General features: G+C 57.8%; 18 protein-coding genes, 1 other RNA gene and 1 riboswitch. Of the genes, 7 read left to right on the plus strand and 12 right to left on the minus strand.

Annotation, left to right across the window (positions count from 1 at the left end; genetic code table 11):
• Positions 1–11: 11 nt before the first annotated feature.
• The gene (gene ccoN, locus ACR0DT_RS17820) at positions 12–1,619 is read right to left on the minus strand and encodes a cytochrome-c oxidase, cbb3-type subunit I (RefSeq protein ID WP_480712035.1); all 1,608 of its coding nucleotides are present in this window, start codon (positions 1,617–1,619) and stop codon (positions 12–14) included.
• Between the two features lie 196 nt (positions 1,620–1,815).
• On the opposite strand from ccoN, the gene ACR0DT_RS17825 reads away from it, so the two are divergent.
• Complete coding sequence (locus ACR0DT_RS17825; protein WP_480712036.1) at positions 1,816–2,655, plus strand: universal stress protein; 840 nt, start codon at positions 1,816–1,818, stop codon at positions 2,653–2,655.
• 38 nt (positions 2,656–2,693) lie between these two features.
• Here ACR0DT_RS17825 and ACR0DT_RS17830 read toward each other — a convergent pair whose 3' ends face one another.
• Together ACR0DT_RS17830 and fnrL are read right to left on the minus strand one after the other, a co-directional pair.
• Positions 2,694–2,945, minus strand: coding sequence for a GlsB/YeaQ/YmgE family stress response membrane protein (locus tag ACR0DT_RS17830; protein ID WP_058283041.1), 252 nt, complete (start codon positions 2,943–2,945; stop codon positions 2,694–2,696).
• Between the two features lie 74 nt (positions 2,946–3,019).
• The gene (fnrL, locus tag ACR0DT_RS17835) at positions 3,020–3,763 is read right to left on the minus strand and encodes a transcriptional regulator FnrL (protein ID WP_480712037.1); all 744 of its coding nucleotides are present in this window, start codon (positions 3,761–3,763) and stop codon (positions 3,020–3,022) included.
• A 61-nt stretch (positions 3,764–3,824) separates the two neighbouring features.
• Between fnrL and hemN the strand changes: the two genes are divergently transcribed.
• The 3 genes from hemN to ACR0DT_RS17850 all read left to right on the plus strand — a co-directional run bounded on the left by hemN (position 3,825) and on the right by ACR0DT_RS17850 (position 7,863).
• Positions 3,825–5,180 (plus strand): oxygen-independent coproporphyrinogen III oxidase, encoded by a 1,356-nt coding sequence (gene hemN, locus ACR0DT_RS17840; RefSeq protein ID WP_480712038.1) that lies wholly within the window; start codon positions 3,825–3,827, stop codon positions 5,178–5,180.
• A 175-nt stretch (positions 5,181–5,355) separates the two neighbouring features.
• Entirely contained in the window at positions 5,356–7,287 is a 1,932-nt protein-coding gene (locus ACR0DT_RS17845) for an elongation factor G (protein ID WP_480712039.1), read from the plus strand.
• A 93-nt stretch (positions 7,288–7,380) separates the two neighbouring features.
• Complete coding sequence (locus ACR0DT_RS17850; RefSeq protein WP_480712040.1) at positions 7,381–7,863, plus strand: DUF995 domain-containing protein; 483 nt, start codon at positions 7,381–7,383, stop codon at positions 7,861–7,863.
• A gap of 27 nt (positions 7,864–7,890) precedes the next feature.
• Here the strand turns inward: ACR0DT_RS17850 and ACR0DT_RS17855 are convergent, their stop codons facing one another.
• The 5 genes from ACR0DT_RS17855 to ACR0DT_RS17875 form a co-directional block, all read right to left on the minus strand.
• On the minus strand, positions 7,891–9,468 hold the full coding sequence (locus tag ACR0DT_RS17855; protein WP_480712041.1) for an ABC transporter ATP-binding protein: 1,578 nt from the start codon (positions 9,466–9,468) through the stop codon (positions 7,891–7,893).
• Positions 9,465–10,571, minus strand: coding sequence for an ABC transporter permease (locus ACR0DT_RS17860; RefSeq protein WP_480712042.1), 1,107 nt, complete (start codon positions 10,569–10,571; stop codon positions 9,465–9,467). The genes ACR0DT_RS17855 and ACR0DT_RS17860 overlap by 4 nt, the downstream gene beginning before the upstream one ends.
• Entirely contained in the window at positions 10,572–11,657 is a 1,086-nt protein-coding gene (locus ACR0DT_RS17865; RefSeq protein WP_480712043.1) for a microcin C ABC transporter permease YejB, read from the minus strand. It lies immediately after the preceding gene.
• Between the two features lie 9 nt (positions 11,658–11,666).
• Positions 11,667–13,580, minus strand: a complete 1,914-nt coding sequence (locus ACR0DT_RS17870; protein WP_480712044.1) for an extracellular solute-binding protein — start codon at positions 13,578–13,580, stop codon at positions 11,667–11,669.
• A 163-nt stretch (positions 13,581–13,743) separates the two neighbouring features.
• Positions 13,744–14,253 carry a c-type cytochrome gene (locus ACR0DT_RS17875; protein WP_480712193.1) on the minus strand — a complete coding sequence of 170 codons (510 nt, stop codon included), beginning with the start codon at positions 14,251–14,253 and terminating at the stop codon, positions 13,744–13,746.
• Between the two features lie 119 nt (positions 14,254–14,372).
• Here ACR0DT_RS17875 and ACR0DT_RS17880 point away from each other — a divergent pair, with 119 nt between their 5' ends.
• The gene (locus tag ACR0DT_RS17880; protein WP_480712045.1) at positions 14,373–15,206 is read left to right on the plus strand and encodes a prephenate dehydratase; all 834 of its coding nucleotides are present in this window, start codon (positions 14,373–14,375) and stop codon (positions 15,204–15,206) included.
• Positions 15,207–15,216: 10 nt separating this feature from the next.
• Here the strand turns inward: ACR0DT_RS17880 and ACR0DT_RS17885 are convergent, their stop codons facing one another.
• From ACR0DT_RS17885 to nudC, 3 genes are read right to left on the minus strand one after another with little or no spacing between them, the layout of a single operon-like run.
• The gene (locus tag ACR0DT_RS17885) at positions 15,217–15,684 is read right to left on the minus strand and encodes an N-acetyltransferase family protein (RefSeq protein ID WP_480712046.1); all 468 of its coding nucleotides are present in this window, start codon (positions 15,682–15,684) and stop codon (positions 15,217–15,219) included.
• A gap of 12 nt (positions 15,685–15,696) precedes the next feature.
• Complete coding sequence (locus tag ACR0DT_RS17890) at positions 15,697–16,164, minus strand: SRPBCC family protein (RefSeq protein ID WP_480712047.1); 468 nt, start codon at positions 16,162–16,164, stop codon at positions 15,697–15,699.
• Between the two features lie 41 nt (positions 16,165–16,205).
• A complete protein-coding gene (gene nudC, locus ACR0DT_RS17895) occupies positions 16,206–17,186 on the minus strand; it encodes an NAD(+) diphosphatase (RefSeq protein WP_480712048.1) in 981 nt (326 codons plus the stop codon).
• A gap of 175 nt (positions 17,187–17,361) precedes the next feature.
• Here nudC and ACR0DT_RS17900 point away from each other — a divergent pair, with 175 nt between their 5' ends.
• Both ACR0DT_RS17900 and ffs read left to right on the plus strand, forming a co-directional pair.
• On the plus strand, positions 17,362–19,242 hold the full coding sequence (locus tag ACR0DT_RS17900) for a bifunctional 2',3'-cyclic-nucleotide 2'-phosphodiesterase/3'-nucleotidase (RefSeq protein ID WP_480712049.1): 1,881 nt from the start codon (positions 17,362–17,364) through the stop codon (positions 19,240–19,242).
• A gap of 39 nt (positions 19,243–19,281) precedes the next feature.
• An RNA gene (ffs, locus tag ACR0DT_RS17905) (signal recognition particle sRNA small type) lies at positions 19,282–19,380 on the plus strand.
• Between the two features lie 33 nt (positions 19,381–19,413).
• Here ffs and ACR0DT_RS17910 read toward each other — a convergent pair.
• Positions 19,414–20,271, minus strand: coding sequence for an alpha/beta hydrolase family protein (locus ACR0DT_RS17910; RefSeq protein ID WP_480712050.1), 858 nt, complete (start codon positions 20,269–20,271; stop codon positions 19,414–19,416).
• A 134-nt stretch (positions 20,272–20,405) separates the two neighbouring features.
• A riboswitch (cobalamin riboswitch) is annotated at positions 20,406–20,625 on the plus strand.
• Positions 20,626–20,698: the final 73 nt, after the last annotated feature.

Raw genomic sequence — 20,698 nt, forward strand, 5'->3', positions numbered from 1 at the left:
TCCGGCCCTCCTTATTCAGCCGGGACCGCGACGGTCAGGCTGGCCTCTTTGGCCGGCGCTTTCCGCACAGTCATCCACAGGTTGTAGCACATGATCAGCGAGCCAGCGACGAACATCACGCCGCCCAGTGCACGCACAACATACATCGGGAACTTAGCCGCCACAGTGTCAGCGAACGAGTTCACCAGGAAGCCGTTGGCATCCACTTCGCGCCACATCAGGCCTTCCATGATACCGGTGACCCACATCGACGCGGCATAGAGAACGATGCCGATCGTGGCGAGCCAGAAGTGCCAGCTGACCATCTGCAGCGAATACAGACGCTCACGCTTCCACAGGACAGGCACCAGGAAGTACAGCGCTCCAAAGGTGATCATGCCGTTCCAGCCCAGCGCGCCCGAATGCACGTGACCAATGGTCCAGTCAGTATAGTGGCTGAGGCTGTTCACAGCGCGGATCGACATCATCGGACCCTCGAACGTGGACATGCCGTAGAAGCCGACCGAGATCACCATCATGCGGATCACAGGGTCTGTACGTAGCTTGTCCCATGCGCCCGACAGGGTCATCAGGCCGTTGATCATACCACCCCACGAAGGCATCCACAGGATGATCGAGAACACCATGCCCAGAGTCGAGGCCCAGTCAGGCAGTGCGGTATAATGCAGGTGGTGCGGACCGGCCCAGATATACAGGAAGATCAGTGCCCAGAAGTGGATGATCGACAGTTTATAGCTGAACACCGGGCGCTCGGCCTGTTTCGGGATGAAGTAGTACATCATGCCCAGGAAGCCTGCAGTCAGGAAGAAGCCCACTGCGTTGTGACCGTACCACCACTGGATCATGGCATCCTGAACACCCGACCAGACGATGACCGATTTCGAACCCCAGATGCTGACCGGAAGGGTCATGTTGTTGACCAGATGCAACATCGCAACGGTGACGATAAAGGCCAGATAGAACCAGTTCGCAACATAGATGTGCGGCTCTTTCCGCTTGACGATCGTGCCAAGGTAAACCGCCAGATAGGCCACCCAAACGATGGTCAGCCACAGGTCTACATACCATTCGGGCTCGGCATATTCCTTAGACTGGGTACCACCCAAAACATAGCCGGTCGCGGCCAACACGATGAACAGCTGATAGCCCCAGAACACGAACCACGCTAGGTTGCCACCCCACAGACGTGCGGCGCTGGTGCGCTGCACCACGTAGAATGAGGTTGCGATCAAGGCGTTGCCACCAAAGGCAAAGATCACCGCTGAAGTGTGTAGCGGACGCAAACGGCCAAAGTTCAGATACCCCTGCGCCCAATCGAAATTCAGCGCCGGAAAGGCCAGCTGAAACGCGATGAATGTCCCCGCCAGGAATCCGACCACGCCCCAAAAGGCGGTTGCAATCACGCCATAGCGGATCACGCCATCCATATACTCACCCGAGCGGTCCACGAGAATATCTGGCTCATCGGTGTTTCGAAGCGTCCAGATGAACAAACCACCGGCGATCAGCATCACCAGAATCGAATGCACCTGATACGCCAAATCGCGTGCGTAATTGGACCCGATCGCGGTAAAGACCACGACCAGACCAAGCACGATCAGCTTGATGTAATTTGACATATTGCGTCCCTTTGCCATGCCCTGCGCGGTTCTTAGTTTTTCGCAAGACCTTTTTGACTGGCTGCTGTTGTGTCGAACGGCGACCAGAATTACTTTGATCTGTGTCAAGACAATACACTGATTTCTGTGACAATCGTAAACTGACAACTGGGCCATAGGGCCGCAGGCAGACAGGCTCGGACGACAAGAGGTCAAAATGGCTTACAAATCTCTTCTCACAGTGATGACGGAAACGGGCCAAAGTGGCGCATCTTTGGCGCAAATGGCCGCGCTTGCAGAAACACAGGACGCACATGCCGAGGCCCTGTGTCTGGGCGTCGATCGCAGTCAGACCGGGTATTACTACGCCGGCGCAAATGCCCTGATTCTGCAGGAGACGCTGAACCGCGCAAATGCCGAAGCCGAAGAGGTGCTGGCCTTTGCCAAAGACTACCTGGGCAAGACCGGAATCCGCTGGTCAGCGGAAAGTGGCGTTGCGCAGATTGCTGATATCGGGCGCCATGTCGCGCATCGCGCGCGATTCTCCGATCTTGTGATTTTGCCGCAACCCTACGGGCCGGATCGCGACGCCGAGGCCGAGCCCATTGTCGAGGCCGCCATGTTCGAAGGTCACGCGCCGGTTCTTGTCGTCCCGGACGATGCGACCCCGTTCGGACGACCCGGCAATATTCTGATCGGCTGGAACGAAAGCGTCGAGGCCATGCGGGCCATCCGACGCGCCCTGCCGTTTCTGATTCAGGCAGACCTGGTGCGCATCGTCGTGATTGATCCACCCCGCCACGGCCCCGACCGGTCGGACCCGGGCGGCATGCTGTCGCAAATGCTGGCCCGTCATGGGGTGAAGTGCGAGATTGATGTGCTCAGCAAAACCATGACCCGGGTATCGGACATCCTGAACCGGCATGCCGCAGACACCGAGGCAGACATGATCGTGATGGGGGCCTACGGGCATTCGCGGTTCCGCGAGGCCATATTGGGCGGCGCGACGCGTAACATGTTGGAACAGGCAGCGGTTCCGGTGTTCCTGGCGCACTAATGCAGACCTATTAAAAACCGCCCCCCCTGGGGCGGTTTTTACTTTTTCACCAGACCGATAAGGAACAACAGGATGATCGCGCCGATGGTGGCAAAGAAAATAGATGAAAAGACACCACCACCCACGGCAAAGCCCAGTGCGGGAAAAATCAAACCGGCCAGAAACGCACCTACAATACCGACAATAATATTGCCGATCAGGCCAAAGCCGCGGCCTTCCATGATCTTACCCGACAGCCACCCGGCGATCGCGCCGATGAACAGCATCGCCAGAATGCTACTGAATCCCATGACTTACTCCTGAGGTTTGCTTCACTTAACCTCAGTTAAACACGGCCAGCCGGTCCAGTCACGCCGCAAGCGTGTCAGACAAGAAAACCCCCATCCGTGTCATCACCCGCCTCTTCCATCAGGCGGCCCATATCCGGAATCGTCACGTGGCGTTTGCCTTCCAGTGTGATGACCTGATCCTTTTTCAGGGCCGAGATTTGTCGGCTGACCGTTTCCAACGTCAGGCCAAGGTAATCCGCCATCGCCTCGCGGGTCAGCGGCAAATCGAACACGATCGGCCCCGTATTTCCCTTTTGATTTATCGACGCATCGCGCCGAGCAATGATCGACAGCAGGCTGGCAATTTTTTCCCGAGCAGTCTTGCGCCCCAATACCAGCATCCACTCGCGTGCCGCATCCAATTCATCCAGCGTCATCTGAAGCAAGCGGTGCGCGATATGCGGCGTGTTATTCATCAATTCTTCGAACGGCTTTTTGCGAAAACAACACATGACCAGATCGGTTGTTGCCTGCACATCATAAGGCGCAGAATCACGGCCCGGCCGCCCGACGAAATCGCTGGGCAGCAAAAGGCCGACCATCTGAGTGCGACCATCCTCCATCGTTTGAGTCAGAGAGGCGATTCCCGACACGACAGAGCCCACAAAATTCATATGATCCCCCGACCAGATGATCGTTTGACCCGCCTCAAAGCTACGATAATATTTAATGTCCTCAAGCTCTTCCAGCTCATCCACATCACAATGGGCGCATACCGCACGATGGCGGATGGGGCAGTCTCCGCAGTTTGTATGGTCGAATTTGGTAATCGAAGTCATGCACGTTTCCACTTGATCTCGGTCAAAGCATCTAGGCGGCCCGTCCCTTAAAGCTATCGCCATGATAGTGAAACCACAATTGGCCAAGCTTGGACTATTTGACGCGAAAGTCCCGCGTTACACAAGCTATCCCACCGCCCCCCATTTCAATAACGACGTGGGGTCAAGCCTTTATGCTGACTGGATTTCCGGTCTTAAACCGGGCAGCGAAGTGTCGTTGTACATCCACGTCCCGTTCTGTCGCAGACTGTGCTGGTTCTGCGCCTGCCGCACGCAAGGGACACAAACCGACAACCCGGTGATCGCCTATGTAGACGTGCTGAAAGCTGAGTTGGACCTGCTGGCTGAACGCTTGCCCAAGGACGTCACCCTGTCGCGCCTGCATTGGGGCGGTGGCACGCCGACCTTGCTAAACCCGGATCTGATGCGGGATCTGGCCGCGCGGATTCTGGACGTGGTGCCGCTGGGCCCGAACGCCGAATTCTCGGTTGAAATCGACCCGAACGAGATTGATGAGGCCCGCCTGGACGCACTGGCCGAGGCCGGGATGAACCGGGCCTCGATCGGGGTGCAGGATTTCGATGACGAGATTCAAAAGACCATCGGGCGTATCCAAAGCTATGACGTCACCCGCAAGGCCGTGGACATGATCCGCGCCCGTGGCATCCACAGCCTGAACGCGGATATCTTGTATGGCCTGCCGCATCAGACCAAAACGCGGATGACGGAAAGCGTGCAGAAACTTCTGTCGCTTAGTCCGGATCGCGTCGCCCTTTATGGCTATGCACATGTGCCGTGGATGGCCAAGCGGCAGCAGCTGATCCCGTCAGACGCCCTGCCCACCCCCGAGCAACGTCTGGACTTGTTCGACACCGCGCGTCGTCTGTTCCTTTGGGACAACTACGCCGAGATTGGCATCGACCACTTTGCCACGCAGGATGACGGTCTGACCCACGCCTTGAAAGCGGGGCGGCTGAAGCGGAACTTTCAGGGCTACACCGACGATCAGGCCGAGGTTCTGATCGGCGTCGGTGCCAGCTCGATCTCGCGCTTTCCGCAAGGCTATGCCCAGAACGCACCCGCGACATCCGCCCATACCAAGGCGATCCGTGAAGGGCGATTCTCGACCTCGCGCGGGCATCTGTTCAAAGGGCAGGACGTTCTACGCGCCCGACTGATCGAAGCACTGATGTGCGATTTCCAGATCAACACCGCCGAGATTCTGCGCGATCACGACATCACCGGGCCTGAGCTGCAAGCCATGTATCAGGCCGCCAACGCTGCCTTTGACGGTCTATTGCAGATTACCGAGGACGGGCTTTTCATCCCACCCGAGGCCCGTCCGCTGACCCGCATGATCGCCCGCAGTTTTGATGCTTATGACCTGAGCGTAGCCGGCCACAGTTCAGCCATCTGACGCCAAAGCAGGTCAGGGCTTGACGCGACGGGTCGGTTTTTTCCACACTTGCAGGGCGGGCGGAACCCGCCCGCGCCTGAGGCAGGCCCAGTACCAGACAGTTCGCGCCGACGCATTCGCGTAAGGCTATGCCTTTCGTGCAGCCGATATGCAATTTGAAAGAGGGACAGCACCCATGCGCGTTTTCACCGTCCTCGGCCCCAGCCAATCGGGCAAAACCACTCTGGTCGAGGCCATCAGCCGCCTCGATGGCCGGTCCACCACATTCGACGTATCCGGAACCGTGCATTTGCACGGTTTTTCTTATTTAGACGAACCCTGGTGCGCCATTGATGTCGATGGCGGCGGCGACAATCTGGCCTATGTCGGCCCGGCCATGGCGATCTCGGACGCCGCCGTGGTGGTTGTACCACCCGATCCGCTGGCTGCCGTCCTGTGCGCCCCTTACCTGCGACTGGTCGAAGAGGCAGGCATTCCCTGCTTCCTGTTCATCAATCGTATGGACAATCCCAATGGCCGGATTCGTGACATCATCGCGGCGTTGCAAACCTATTGCACCCACCACATCGCCCTGCGTCAGGTGCCGATCCGCGAGGGCGACACGATCGTCGGCGCAGTCGATCTGATCTCGGAACGGGCGTGGAAATATCAAGAGGGTCAGCCCTCGGCCCTTATCGAACTGCCCCAATCGGTTGAGGACCGCGAACAAGAGGCCCGCACGGAATTGTTGGAAACCCTGTCGGATTTCGACGATAACCTGCTTGAGCAACTGATCGAGGATAAGCAACCACCCAGCGCCGAGGTTTACGATCTGGCCGCGCAGGTGCTGCAGAACCATCAATTAATACCCGCCTGCTTGGGCGCGGCCAGCCATGGAAACGGGCTGACCCGTTTGATGAAGGCCCTGCGGCACGAAGCGCCGGAATTTGACATCGCTGCCGGGCGCGACGAAGCGGCAGAAAACGCCCGCGCCATCGCCGGATTCGCGGATGTGAAGAAACATATCGGCAAGATTGTCGTTCTGCGCGGGCTGGGCGCGGGAGTGAAAGCGCATGAGAATCTGGGCGGTGAAACCGTCGGCAACCTAACCACGCTGGATGCCAAGACGCAGATTTCCGAACTGCCCGCAGGGCAGATTGGGCTGGCCGTGAAATCGGACCACCTGAACCCTGGCAACCTCTATGACAGCGCTTCGTCGACACCGCTGCCCGAATGGGCGGCCTCGCACCCTGCAGCGCATCGGCAGATCGTGTCGCCCACCCATGAACGGGACGACGTGCGTCTATCCAACGCCCTAAGCCGTCTGGTCGAAATTGACCCCGGTCTGCATCTGGAACAGGATGAGCTGAGCGGTCACGCAGTCCTCGGCTCGCAAGGCCCGCAACACATGCGTCGTGTCACCGCCAAGCTGGACGAAGATTTCGGAATTGAAATCACCGCCGACACGGTCGAAACTGCCTATCGCGAAACCATCCGCGCGCCTGTGGAACACCGTCACCGCCACCGCAAGCAATCCGGCGGGGCGGGACAGTTCGCCGATGTGGTGATTTCGGTCGCGCCGATGCCGCGCGGGTCAGGGTTCCAGTTCGAGGAGATCGTCAAGGGCGGCGCGGTGCCCAAGAACTATATCCCCTCAGTCGAACACGGAGCCAAAGATGCGCTGGCACAGGGGCCCGAAGGCTTCCCGGTGGTTGATGTGAAAGTGACCCTGAGCGATGGCAAGCACCACAATGTGGACAGTTCAGACTATGCCTTCCGCACCGCAGGCAAAAATGCCGTGCGCGAGGCACTGCCCCAAGCTAAACCGGTGGTCCTGCAACCGATTCTGAGCGCAGAAATCCATCTGCCTTCGGATTTCGTGGGTGATCTGGTTCCGACCATCAGTTCGCTGCAAGGTCAAGTTCTGGGCTTTGAAGGCAATCCCAATGCCTCGGGCTGGGAGATTTTCAACGCCCAACTGCCCGCCGTGGCCGAGGATGAGCTTCACCGAACCCTCGCCAGCGCCACACGCGGCACAGGCTGGGTCAAGCTGAGCTTTGATCACTATGAAGAGCTGCGCGGGCCTGTACCCAAATCCGCATCGCGCGAGACCGCAAACGCACAATGATATCTTCAGATCTCTTCTGACCGGTACGCCGGTCAGAAGAAACCTCGGGGCCACGCCCTTTTTTTAAGTAATCATTAGAGAGGAGCCTTAGATATGGGGTATTCAAAAACCATCCTTAGCACCGTTGCAATTGCCGGCATTCTACTCGTCAACGCGGGCGACGCATTTGCCAAAGGCAAACCCAAAGGCGCAACAGCCACTGACCCGCAGCAAATTGCGCAACTGTTTTCTGGAAAAACATCTAACTGGAGTCGTGGCAGCAAGTTTTATTGGGCTCCAAACGGAACCATGCACGGTGTTGGGAAGAATGGAGACACAATTGGTATTGGCAAGTGGTTCGTTACGAACAAGGGAAAACTGTGCAACGAAACAACCTGGTACTGGCCCGAAAACGGACAAACAAAATCGGAATTGTACGAAGAGTGTTGGGAGTTCGTAACGGCCCCGGACGGAACCATCTGGGAGCGCTACCTTCCTGAAAAATCCGACTGGTATAAGCACAAGTACGAAAAGCAGGTCAAAGGCGACACGCAAAAAAGTAAATTCAACAAGATCAAGAAAGATCTGGGCCTGTAAAGCGTAACAGGCGGGTTGGCACCCGTCCTATCCCGCAGCCGCAATCAATTCGCGGGTGTAATCCGTCTGGGCGTTCTCGAACAAATCTTCGGCCGTGCCCATCTCGACAACATCACCGTTTCGCATGACAATCACCTTGTGCGACATCGCGCGCACGACCTTCAGGTCATGGCTTATGAACAGATAGGCCAGCCCGTATTTCCGTTGCAGATTACGCAGTAGATCGACGATTTGCACCTGCACTGTCATGTCCAGCGCGCTGGTTGGTTCGTCCAACACCAGCAACTTGGGCCGCAGCACCATGGCTCGCGCAATGGCAATACGCTGACGCTGCCCGCCCGAGAATTCGTGTGGGTAACGGTCCATTGCGGCGGGGTCCAGACCAACCTCGGTCATCACCTCGGCCACCAGCTCGCGGGGGGCACGGTGTGGGTCGACCTTATGAATTGCTAACCCTTCGGCAATGATCTGCATGCAGGTCATCCGCGGGCTGAGACTGCCGAACGGGTCTTGGAACACGATCTGCATGTCTTTACGCAGCCGTCGCAACTCTCGCGTGGACCAGCGGCGTACGTCTTGTTCTCGGAAGGTGATGCCGCCCTCGGAGGCTATCAGCCGCATGATTGCCAGCGCCAATGTCGTCTTGCCCGATCCGCTTTCGCCGACAATGCCCACCGTCTCACCGGCGCGCACGCTGAGCGTGGCGTCGTTCACGGCCTTCACATGGCCCACGGTACGTTTCAGAAATCCGCGCTGGATCGGAAACCAGACTTTGAGGTGATCGGTTCTGGCAACCTCTTCGGCTTCGGCGGCAACGGGATCAGGGTGACCCGAAGGCTCAGCCCCCAGCAGTTTCCGCGTATAGGGGTGCTGTGGGTTGTTAAAAATCTCGGCGGTGGCACCGGTCTCGACGATCTCACCATCCTTCATTACGCAAACCCGATCGGCGATACGCCGCACGATACCCAGATCGTGAGTGATGAACAGCATCCCCATATTTTCGGATTTCTGCAGCTCGGCCAGCAATTCTAGGATCTGCGCCTGAATAGTCACGTCCAGCGCGGTTGTCGGCTCATCCGCGATCAGAATGTCGGGCTTATTGGCCAACGCCATGGCAATCATGACTCGCTGGCGCTGCCCACCGGACAATTGGTGCGGATAGCTGTCCAGCCGATCTTGCGGGTCACGGATACCAACTTTGGTCAGCAACTCGACAATACGCGTGCGCGCAGCATCTCCGGTTAGTCCCTGATGCAGGGCCAGCGATTCCGCCATCTGTTTTTGAATCGTGTGCAGGGGGTTCAGCGAGGTCATCGGCTCCTGAAAGATAAAGCTGATATCGTTGCCACGCACATCCATCAGCTTGTCTTGCGACGCGCCGATCATCTCGTCCCCGTCATATGTGACCGAGCCTTCGACGATCGCACTGTCGCCCAGCAGCGAAACGGTTGATAGCGCTGTGACCGACTTACCCGACCCAGATTCCCCAACCAAAGCGACGGTTTCCCCCCGATCCACGGTGAACGACACACCTTTGACCGCAGCGCTGACCTGCCCGTCCTGCTTGAACGAGACCCGGAGGTTTCTAACATCCAAAAGGCTCATGAGAACGTCTTTCTGGGATCAAACGCATCGCGTACGCCTTCAAAGATGAAGACCAGCAGCGAAAGCATGATGGCGAAGGTGAAGAACGCGGTGAAGGCCAACCACGGTGCCTGCAGGTTCTGTTTTGCCTGCAAGGTCAACTCGCCCAGTGACGGCGCTGAAGACGGCAATCCAAAGCCTAGGAAATCCAGCGAGGCCAGACCGCCGATGGTGCCGGTCACGATAAAGGGCATGAAAGTCAACGTCGCGACCATTGCGTTGGGCAGCATGTGGCGGAACATTATTGTCATGTTGCCCACACCCAGCGCCCGCGCGGCACGGACATATTCCAGGTTGCGCGCCCGCAGGAATTCGGCCCGCACAACGCCCACCAATCCGGTCCAACTGAACAGGATCATCAGCGCCACAAGCAGCCAGAAACTTCGGCCCAGAATGGCAAACATGATGATAATGACGTAGAGCGATGGGGTGGCCGACCAGATCTCGATAATCCGTTGGAACACCAGGTCAAGCCAGCCGCCAAAGAACCCCTGAATGGCCCCAGCAAAGATGCCGATCAGGCTGGCCACGCCAGTCACCATCAGCGTGAAAAGGATAGACAGCCGGAAGCCGTATATCACCCGTGCCAACACATCGCGCTTGGTGTCATCGGTACCCAGCAGATTCTGACCGTTAGGCGGCAGCGGCGCGGCACCGGGACGATCCACGCTGGTGTTGAAGGAATAGGGGATCAGCGGCCAGATCGCCCAGCCTTTTTCATAACCTTCAGCCTGAAACGTACCGGCCTTAATCTCATCAATGATGCCTTCAGGATCGTCGAAACATTCCTCAAGACCACCGCTGTCGATCAGGCACTGCACCTCGGGGTCACGATAGATCGCTTCGGTCTGGAAATCGCCACCGAACTCGGTTTCCGCATAAAAGTTGAAGATCGGCGTATAGAACTCACCCCGGTATTTCACGAGGATCGGCTTGTCGTTCGCGATGAACTCCGCAAACAGGGACAGGCCGAAGAGCACCGAAAAAATGATCAGCGACCAAAAGGCTCGCCCATTGCGGCGGAAGTTGCGCCAGCGGCGCTGGTTGAGAGGGGAGAGTGCCATTTACCCCTCCCGCTTTTCGAAATCGATGCGCGGGTCGACCAGCACATACATCAGGTCGCTGACGATACCGACGACAAGGCCCATCAAGCCAAAGATGAAAAGCGTGCCGAAGATCACCGGGTAATCGCGCGCCACCGCCGCCTCGAACCCCAGACGGCCCAGACCGTCCAGTGAGAAGATCGTCTCGATGATGATCGAGCTTCCGAAGAAGACGCCGATGAACACCGCCGGAAAGCCTGCGATCACGATCAGCATGGCGTTGCGGAATACATGGCCATAAAGTACCTTGCCCTCGCTCAGGCCCTTGGCGCGGGCGGTCATCACGTATTGTTTTTTGATCTCATCCAGAAACGAGTTCTTGGTCAGCAGGGTCAGCGTCGCAAAGGCCGAAATCGTCAAGGCAATGACGGGCAAGGTGATGTGCCAGAAATAGTCGAAGATCTTGCCAAGCAAGCTGAGGCTGTCCCAATTGTCGGAGGTCAGCCCCCGCAGAGGGAATATCTGCCAGTAAGAGCCACCTGCGAACAAGACCAGCAGCAGGATCGCAAACAGGAAACCGGGGATAGCATAGGCTACAATGATGGTTCCGCTGGTCCAGGTATCGAACCGCGATCCGTCCTTGACGGCCTTGCGAATGCCCAACGGGATCGAGACCAGATAGGCAATCAGCGTCGACCACAGGCCCAGCGAGATCGAGACTGGCATCTTTTCTAAAACCAGATCAGTAACGCTGATCGAACGGAAATAACTCTCGCCGAAATCCAGCGTCAGATAGTTGCCCATCATGGTCAGGAACCGCTCGACCGGAGGCTTGTCGAAGCCAAATTCTTTCTCTAGCTCTTCGATAAACTCTGGCGGCAGGCCACGCGCGCCAACATAGCGGTCGTTGGCGCCACCGGTTTGCTGCTCGATATCGCTACCGCCACCGGCGATGCCTTCAAATACGTCACCGCCCCCTTCCATCTGGGCGATGATCTGTTCAATCGGACCGCCGGGGACGAACTGAACCAGCGTGAAGTTGACGATCATGATCCCAAGCAGGGTTGGGATGACCAGCAACAGGCGTCTTAGAATATATGCTCCCATGGGGGCGAATTACCTCAAGGCGCCTGACGATTTCAACTCGGCTTCTTTCGCGGCGTTGATCCACCACAGGTCTTCGACGCCCAACGCATAGGGTGGCAAGTTTTCGGGGTATTCATACATGTCCCAATAGGCGACCCAGTACTTGCCCAGATACCACGTCGGTACCATGATCCGCTTGGCCCGCAGAACACGGTCCAGCGCGCGGACATTGGCAAAAAGCTCTTCGCTTTCGGTGGCGGCGACGATGTTGTCGATCAACGGCTCAATATCAGGGCCATGCGCGCCCGATGGGTTGAACACGGAATATGATGCCGCCTCGGTCCCGAACTGCTGGTACAGGCCAGTCGATGGCTGCAGAGATGTAGGATAGCCGCCGACGATCATGTCGAAATCCCGATCCCGGCGGCGCAGAGTGAACTGGGCATTGTCGACGCGGTTGTAGTTCGCGTCGATCCCCATGGCACGCAGGTTGTCGACAAAGGGTTGAATAATGCGGTCCAGCGTGGGCTGGTCCGACAGGAATTCGATCGACAGAACCTCTCCCTTGTCGTTCCGGCGAATGCCATCATCGCCGACCAGCCAACCGGCCTCGTCCAGCAGCTTCATCGCAGCGCGCAGATTGCGGCGGTCATTCTGACGTGCGGGGCGGGATTCGTGGGCGCTTATGGGTTCTTCTGTCAGAACCGCCGGATCGACGGCATCTCCGAGGGCTTGCAGCACCTCAAGCTCGCGCCCTTCGGGCAGGCCTGTGGCCTCAAGATGCGTGCCTTCCCAGAACGAGCTGCGTTGCTGAAACAGGCCGTATTGCAAGCTTTCATTGGTCCATTCGAAGTTATAGCCCAGCTGCACGGCCTCACGGACACGGGGGTCCTGAAACTGCGGACGATCTAGGTTCATGATGAAACCCGAGGCTGCGGGCACATCCCCGTCCTTAAGTTCGGCCCGGATTACGTTGCCATTGGCAATGGCCGGAAAATCATAAGCCGTGGCCCAGCTTTTCGAGTTGTTTTCTTGCCGCAGGGTGAAAGTGCCCGCTTTGAACCCCTCCATCGCGGCGATCGAGTCGCTGAAATACTCGATCCGGATGGTGTCATAGTTGTTGCGGCCGACATTTACATTGATGTCATCACCCCAATAGTCGGGGTTGCGCTTGTAGACGATGCGCCGGTTGATGTCGTAGCTGTCCAGCAAATAAGGCGCGGACCCAATCCCCGGCACCAGGCGCGACTTGTCCAGACGCCGATTTTCCGGATCGGCTTCGAACCAGGCTTTGGAAAACACCGGAGTACCGCCAACCTGAGAGATCAACGCCCGGCGCGGGATGTCCGGCGCGAAATAGAATTTGACCCTGTGCTCATCCAGTGCCTCAGCGCGAGGGATTCGCTTGCGCACGGCGTCCGCATAAGACTTAAGTCCCTGATCCAGCAACAAGTTGTGGGAAAACACCACATCCCCGGCAGTCACAGGGCTACCGTCCGAGAACCGCGCCTCGGGCCGCATATTGAAGATCACCCAATCCTGGCTTTCCGGGTATTCCAGGCTTTCGGCCAAGAGACCGTAATAGGATGCAGGTTCATCATAAGACGGAACCAGCAGGGATTCGTATTGATCCGCGGATCGTGCACCGGCACGGCCTTGACGTGTGAACGGGTTGAAACTGTCAAAGGTACCCTGCGCAGCGTAAGATAGCTCTCCGCCCCGCGGCGCCTCTGGATTCACATAGTCGAAATGGGCAAAGCCTTCGGGGTATTTCAGATCACCGAATTCCGAGAATCCGTGGCTTTTGATGATCTTTTCTTCGGCAATCAGCTGTGTTGCCGCCAGCAAGACCAGAAGGCCGCCCATCATCAAAGCATGTATCGAGCCCCTGAAATCCAATACGCGCGCCTGTACGGAAACTTTGTCGGATCTCATATTGCTCATCCCCTGCTTCGCCTTTGTCTTTAATCTTATACGCGCCAGCTAAATGACCAGCACTGTCAGGTTCAAGTTTAGAATGCGTGAACACTTTGTGAAGTTTTTCTTAGGCAAAAAAAAGCCGCTGCGCGAGGCAGCGGCTTTGAAAATCTTGCAGTTGATCAAAGGATCAGTTGCCGATTGTCTGCAGATATGCGATCAGATCGGCGCGCTCCTGCGGTTTTTTCAGACCGGCAAAGCTCATGGAAGTACCCGAGATATAAGCACTTGGGCGCTCGAGAAACGCGTCCAGCGCTTCGGGTGTCCAATTGCCACCATGCGCCTGCATCGAGGCCGAGTAGCCAGTGAAGCCTTTGGCCGATGCAACCGGACGATCCACAACTGCATACAGGTACGGGCCAGTGCCGTTTGCGCCATCTTCCAGCTTGTGGCAGGCGGTACACTTACGGAACACCCTGGCGCCCTTTTCCGGGTCAGCAGCGGCCAGCATGTCTTCGAATACCACTTCTTCACCGTCGGCGCTTTCGCCCGAGCTTTCAGTTTCAATGATATAAGAGGCCGTCTCGCCATGGCCATCCGCATGGTAAAGCACTTCGGCGCCCCATTTGGCCAGAAGCAGCACCAAGAAGGTGCCAAACAGGCCTGCTGCGGCCTTGGTAACTGTCATCGTGTCGAACATTGATCGCGTGTCCATTTCAGCTGTCTGCGGGGTGTCTAAGGCTTCCCCTTGCAAGAGGCAAGGTATAGACACCGCGACTAAACGCCCAATTCACCAACTTGTTGCATGGAATCGTCCAAATGAGCAATCGTATCGCATTTCAGGGAGAACCAGGCGCCTATAGCCATGAGGCCTGCCGCAATGCACGCCCCGATATGGAGGCCCTGCCCTGTCGTACTTTCGAAGATGTGATCGAATCGGTTCGGTCCGGCGAGGCGGATCTGGCGATGCTACCGGTCGAAAACACCACCTATGGCCGGGTGGCAGATATTCACCGCCTGCTGCCCCATAGCGGGTTGCGCATCATTGATGAGGCCTTCGTGCGCGTGCATATCAATCTTTTGGCGATCCCCGGTGCGACGCTTGAGGATGTCACCGAGGCGCATTCGCATCTGGTTCTGCTGCCGCAATGCGCAGGTTTTCTGAAACAACACAACATTCGCGGTCGTGTCAGCCCCGACAATGCGCGCGCCGCGCGTGAGGTTTCGGAACAGGGCGATCTGCATTCTGCGGCTCTTGCCAGTGAGCTGGCGGGTGAAATCTACGGGCTGAACGTGCTGGCGCGGCACATCGAAGATCAGGATAACAACACCACGCGATTCCTGGTGATGTCGCGGCAGGCTGACATGTCTCGGCGCGGCCCGCACGGCATGATCACCAGCTTCGTGTTTCAGGTGCGCAACATTCCCGCGGCGCTTTATAAAGCGATGGGCGGCTTTGCCACTAACGGCATCAACATGACCAAGCTGGAAAGCTACATGGTCGACGGTTCCTTCACCGCGACCCAGTTCTATGCCGATATCGTGGGGCACCCTGACGACCGCAACGTGCAGCTGGCCATGGAAGAGCTGGAGCATTTCACCACCAACGTCGAAGTGCTGGGCGTCTACCCCGCAGCGCATCCGCGCGGGTAAAGACACGGTTTCACCCGACTGTGTAGGCTTTGCACACAGCCCCTTCGTGCGATCTGTAATCGACGAACCCCATGGCAGCGTAATAGGCTAGGCCCTCCGCGTTTCTTGCCCCAATGGTGGCGTCGATGGCGGGAAGGCCCTGCGCGTTCGCGACCTTCAATGTCGCCTGAAACAGGGCCCGTCCAACACCGAAACGTGCAGCCGAGGGTCGAATATGGGTGCCGATGATCCCCCAGCCGATCTGTACCCCATAAGGATTGTCTGCAACCGCCTGCTTCATGGATTGAAACCCTAGTATGCGGGCTTCGCGGATTGCCACGACACATATCAGCTGTTCCGGGTGCCCAACATAATGTGCGGCTACAAATTCCGGATCGCTCGGTCTGGTGCGTTTTCCTGCAGCCGTAATTTCCTGCAACACGTCCGAAATGCCTTCGACATCGTCCAAACCGGCCTGTCGGATGATCAGATTGTCCATTGTTGCCCTCTGTTAGGAACCGTGCCGATGACGCTCTTCCATCTCGCGGGCGAACCCGCTGAGCCGCAGTTGAAATTGCCGGCGGAACCGCGACTGCCCCAGCCTTAGCGATTGCAGCAATAGACGAGCAGGCAGAGATTTCGCGGCCAGCGACATCTCAACGCTCAGGCGGGTGCGGCGCTGCGACAGGGCCAGAAATTCAACCGTTGTTACTCCATTCATGCCCTTGCTTGCGGCCTGAAACTGCATCATGGCCGGAGGGTCACACTCGGCCATCTCTATCGCAACATGGCGGGGCTTGCCGCGCAGATTGAACTCGGTTTCCCACTGCGTACCGGGCACAACGCCCATGTGGCCCGACATGCGTCGCACTTCGATCCCACGGCGCATCGCCATGCGTTCGAACCGCTCAAAATCTGCGACCATTTCGAAAACCGCGTTGATCGGGGCTTCGATGTCTTCGCGTGCCGTAAACTGCATAGTGGTTCGTGGGTCTCTTTGTCTGTGGGTCTAGTATTTTGTCAGTCCAGCGTATCCGCAAGCCAGTTTTGCAGAAGAAAATGCGCAATTGCCCCCTTGCGTGCAGGCAGCAGAACCGGATGTTCCCCGGCAAACGCCTGCATCATCTCGGGCTTGCTGACCCACATCGCGTCTTCGATTTCCACTGGATCGATGGTGATCTGGCGCGACAGCGCCTCACCCGCACAGCCAAACATCAGCGAGGCCGGGAACGGCCAGGGTTGGCTGGACAGGTAGCTGACCGGTCCGACAGGCACACCTGCCTCTTCCATCACCTCGCGCCGCACAGCAGCCTCAAGCGTTTCCCCCGGCTCAACAAAACCGGCCAACAAGGAATACATCCCCTCGGGCCAGCCCGGAGACCGCCCCATCAGAACCGAATCCCCGTGGGTAATCAGCATGATGACCACCGGATCGGTGCGCGGAAAATGCTGCCCGCCGCATTCCAGGCAACTACGCTGCCACCCGGCCTGCGATACCTGGCTAGGGGCACCGCAACGTGCGCAAAACCGATGTGTTTCGTGCCAGCCGATGACGGCCTTTGCCGCCGCCGCCAGTTCTGCATCGCGGGCAGACAAACGGGTCATGATCCGGCGCAGCTCGGCAAAGACGTGGCCTTGCGGCAGGTCCGGGTGCTGCTGTTCCGACGGATCAACGAAAGCGCCGACTTGCGACAGGTCCAACCCCTCGGGCGACCAGTCAGAGATATCCAGCGCAAAGACCGGATCCCCTTCCGACAAGCCCAGAAACACGGGTTCTTCAATACTGCCGCCCGGGCCGTTTTCAACCAACCGGTGAGTCATGGGAATCAGCCCAAGCCGGTCTAAACTCTCTCCCTGTACCAGCGGTTTGCCGCGCCAAAGCAACAAACAGGTCGCTTGCGGATGGGTTCGCGCCCGTGTCAATCGGGTGAAATCGCTCCGAATATGCGCCGCGCGATCCAGCCCCGAGCTGCCAAATGTCACAAGTTCCGCGTGTTTCATAGGAAATCCCTTGGGTCGTCGGCATAGGGCTGCCACGGCTGCCACTGTGTTGCAATGGCAATTCCTACCCCCCGAAAACCTGAGGCCGCCAATTGATCGCAGGCAAGTCTTACAAGTTGCATTTACTATACCTTTTCGGGAAAATGCCTAACAAATAACCGTCAGAAGTAGAAATTTGACACATCCCTCTCCTCCGCCCCGCGCGTCACTGAAGATACGGGTTCTGGCAACATCCGATTTGCACATGAACCTTTGCGGTTTCGATTATTATTCTGACACGCCCGATCACACGATAGGCTTTACACGCACCGCCAGCCTGATCCGCGCGGCCCGAGAAGAGGCCGAAGCGCAAGGTGCTCTGGTGCTACTGTTCGACAACGGAGATTCGCTGCAAGGCACCCCGCTGGGGGATTGGGCGGTCGAGCCTGAAAACGCACCGCATATCCTGATGCAGGCTTTTGCCGATCTGGGTTATGACGCCATTGGGCTGGGAAACCACGATTTCGGCTTTGGGCTGCAAACGCTGGATCGCGTGATTGCAGACGCTCGATGTCCGGTGATTTGCAGCAATGCGCACCGGCAAGACGCCGAAACCACCTGGCAAAATCATGCAATCCTGACACGAACGGCTTATTGCGGCAACCAGCCGGTTACATTGAAAATCGGCGTGTTCTCTGTCCTGCCACCGCAAACGGTTAAGTGGGAGGGCCATCGGCTGCAAGGCAGGGTCGTGATGGATGATATCCTGACATGCGCCAGGCAAAAAGTTTGGGATCTAAAGGCTTTGGGCTGTGACCTGATCCTCGCACTTGCGCATACAGGAGTAGGGCCAGCCGAACCGGACCCCTACTTGGAGAACGCGATCATCCCTCTGACCGGAATTGAAGGCATAGACGCCTTGATTGCCGGGCATTCGCATCTGACGCTGCCCGGTAGTGCGCATGATAGCACTGAACACGTCGACGCAAACCTTGGGTTGGTCCAGGGCAAACCTGTGGTCATGCCCGGTGCGTTCGGGGCATATCTAGGGCTGATCGACCTGCCCCTGGACAGAGCGGAAAACGGCGGTTGGACAGTGCAGGATCACCGCGTCATCCTGCGGTCGGTGTGCCCCTCAAAACCCGGCAACTCACCAAAATCTATCGAAGAAGACCCGAATTTGGCGACCCTTTTCGCTATGGGGCATTCGGAAACCCGACGGCGCACAGCGCAACCCGTTGGTCAGACCGATCAGCATCTGCACAGCTATTTCAGCTTTTGTGCCCCGGATCGGGGTCTAGTTCTGACCACAGCGGCCCAGGCGGCAGCCCTGCGACCCTATCTGCAGGACATGCCCTTTGCGGATTTACCGGTTCTGTCCGCAACCGCTCCTTCAAAATTCGGAGGGCGTGCCGGTCCGCGGTTTTTCACTGATGTTGCGCCTGGTCAGGTATGCCTGCGCCATGTCAGCGATATGTATGCGTTTCCCAATGAGCTGCAGGCGGTGGTCGTGGCCGGAGAGCAAATCCGCGACTGGCTGGAAATGTCTGCAGGTGTATTCAACCAGATCATATCGGGACAACAGACCACACTGGTAGATCTCAACCGTGCGGGACACAATTTCGATATTATACAGGGCCTTACCTACAAACTCGATCTCTCACAACCGTCTCGTTTTGATGCCAGCGGCCGCCTGATCGACCCCGAAAATCGGCGCATTCGGAACATCTGCTTCAATGGCCATCCGCTAGCCGCCGATCAACGGTTCGTCGTTGCGCTGAACAATTACCGCGCCAATGGCGGCGGCCATTTTCCCTTTGTCGATCGCGTCGAGCCCATCAAACTTCCGGTTTTGCCAATCCAGCGCGTCCTGCGGGACTATCTGTCAGGCGCATTGCCGCAAGATCCCCTGGAGCACCTGCCCTATCCCTTTAAATTTGCACCGTTGCAGGGCGCGACTACGCTGCTGCGAACCAGCCCCAAGGCGTGGGCTCACATTGCCGAGCTTGAGAAATACGATCCTCACGTAGTCGGAGAAGACGATGAGGGCTTTTTGCTGATCCGTTTGACGCTCTGACGGGTTGTGTTTCCTGCGTCCGTTGCCTATATCAAACCCCGAGAGGTTGGCGCGGGCGAGCGCCTCGCCAACCTGGTCAGGTCCGGAAGGAAGCAGCCACAACGAGCCCCGCTTGGGTCGATGTCCAACCTCTCACTTCAACTTTCCCACTTTGAAATGTTGCGAAAAGGTCTAGGCGATCAATCGTGGCCAGACGGCTGCGCTGCGTCGGGCAAAGGCGCCGATATGTCCAACCTTGGAAAGGCCGAACTCGGCCGGAGACAGCAAATGACGGCGCGCGTTGGGACCATACAGATCGGCCAGCCGCCAAACCGCATTCTTTGGCACCAGGTCGTCATCCTCAAAAGTAAACAGGTCTACGGGTGTGTCTGACTGCGCCCAGCGGGCCTCGGGCAAGGTCACGCCAATTTCGGGAAGATAGTTACGTGGCGTGGTGCACCAGCGACGCCACTGCCAATAGACACTGGCAGGCAGGTCCGCCCCGAATCCCAAAGCCTTGCCCGGCAAATATCCCAGCGCTTGTACGGACAAAGGCGCATGTCCGTACCAGAACAGCAAAGCCAGAGCCCGATAGGGCCAGGGATGGTCCGATACGGTTACAGGTCCGGCACAGACACAGATCATGCGGTCGATCTGTTCAATATCCGGCTGAATCGGCCCAAGCATCCCGCCAACGGAATGGCCGATGCTCCAGTGCTGTGCGTCGGGATAGCGCCGACGCATCTCGGACCGAGCCGCAGGCATGTCGATTAATGCCCAATCCGCCATCGTGGCTTGTGCTGATTTCAAAGGTCCGCTTAGTGAGTGACCGAAATCGCGGTAATCATAGGTTAGACAAGCCATGCCGCGTTCCGCAGCCAGCCAGCGTGCGAAATGCTGGTAATAGTCGCGCGGCACTCCGGTAGCGCTGTGGATGACCACCGCAACCTGAGGCTCGGCCACCGGCTGATACAGCCGGGCCGACAGTTGGGTAGAACCCGAAGGAAACCGAAGATCCTCGGTCAGAACGGCTTGTGCGGTGTCCAACATAGCGCCCCCAATCTGAACTGATTAGTTCACCATCCAAACGCCATCGTTTCCCGTCTCGAGTCAATCCCGTTTCACCATTACCAAACGTCCACCTTGCCCCGAAAAAAGGCCGCTTGACTCAGGTCACTCCAACCCGCTAGCGATTGGGTGATGGTTCTCGTCCCCGATCGCGGGGCGGGATGAAAAGGGAACACGGTGCGGTCCTGCCCGGGAAACCGGAACGGACCAAGGCCGCGACTGCCCCCGCAACTGTAAGCGGTGAGCAATGCCGAAACGCCACTGGCCGCAAGGCTGGGAAGGTCGGCAAAGCAACGACCCGCAAGTCAGGAGACCTGCCATCAAACCAAAACCGAAACTCGGACGGGGTGTCCGGGCAGGTCGTCAGCGCGCTGTCATACCTGATCCATGCCCCCGTCCCACGCGCGGA

The sequence above is a fragment of the Ruegeria sp. BI11 genome (assembly GCF_056538005.1).

What these genes read in the sequence shown, in the direction of transcription:
- ccoN (WP_480712035.1), bottom strand. Translation starts at nt 1,619, where the DNA reads ATGTCAAATTACATCAAGCTGATCGTGCTTGGTCTGGTCGTGGTCTTT.
- ACR0DT_RS17825 (WP_480712036.1), top strand. Translation starts at nt 1,816, where the DNA reads ATGGCTTACAAATCTCTTCTCACAGTGATGACGGAAACGGGCCAAAGT.
- ACR0DT_RS17830 (WP_058283041.1), bottom strand. Translation starts at nt 2,945, where the DNA reads ATGGGATTCAGTAGCATTCTGGCGATGCTGTTCATCGGCGCGATCGCC.
- fnrL (WP_480712037.1), bottom strand. Translation starts at nt 3,763, where the DNA reads ATGACTTCGATTACCAAATTCGACCATACAAACTGCGGAGACTGCCCC.
- hemN (WP_480712038.1), top strand. Translation starts at nt 3,825, where the DNA reads ATGATAGTGAAACCACAATTGGCCAAGCTTGGACTATTTGACGCGAAA.
- ACR0DT_RS17845 (WP_480712039.1), top strand. Translation starts at nt 5,356, where the DNA reads ATGCGCGTTTTCACCGTCCTCGGCCCCAGCCAATCGGGCAAAACCACT.
- ACR0DT_RS17850 (WP_480712040.1), top strand. Translation starts at nt 7,381, where the DNA reads ATGGGGTATTCAAAAACCATCCTTAGCACCGTTGCAATTGCCGGCATT.
- ACR0DT_RS17855 (WP_480712041.1), bottom strand. Translation starts at nt 9,468, where the DNA reads ATGAGCCTTTTGGATGTTAGAAACCTCCGGGTCTCGTTCAAGCAGGAC.
- ACR0DT_RS17860 (WP_480712042.1), bottom strand. Translation starts at nt 10,571, where the DNA reads ATGGCACTCTCCCCTCTCAACCAGCGCCGCTGGCGCAACTTCCGCCGC.
- ACR0DT_RS17865 (WP_480712043.1), bottom strand. Translation starts at nt 11,657, where the DNA reads ATGGGAGCATATATTCTAAGACGCCTGTTGCTGGTCATCCCAACCCTG.
- ACR0DT_RS17870 (WP_480712044.1), bottom strand. Translation starts at nt 13,580, where the DNA reads ATGAGCAATATGAGATCCGACAAAGTTTCCGTACAGGCGCGCGTATTG.
- ACR0DT_RS17875 (WP_480712193.1), bottom strand. Translation starts at nt 14,253, where the DNA reads ATGTTCGACACGATGACAGTTACCAAGGCCGCAGCAGGCCTGTTTGGC.
- ACR0DT_RS17880 (WP_480712045.1), top strand. Translation starts at nt 14,373, where the DNA reads ATGAGCAATCGTATCGCATTTCAGGGAGAACCAGGCGCCTATAGCCAT.
- ACR0DT_RS17885 (WP_480712046.1), bottom strand. Translation starts at nt 15,684, where the DNA reads ATGGACAATCTGATCATCCGACAGGCCGGTTTGGACGATGTCGAAGGC.
- ACR0DT_RS17890 (WP_480712047.1), bottom strand. Translation starts at nt 16,164, where the DNA reads ATGCAGTTTACGGCACGCGAAGACATCGAAGCCCCGATCAACGCGGTT.
- nudC (WP_480712048.1), bottom strand. Translation starts at nt 17,186, where the DNA reads ATGAAACACGCGGAACTTGTGACATTTGGCAGCTCGGGGCTGGATCGC.
- ACR0DT_RS17910 (WP_480712050.1), bottom strand. Translation starts at nt 20,271, where the DNA reads ATGTTGGACACCGCACAAGCCGTTCTGACCGAGGATCTTCGGTTTCCT.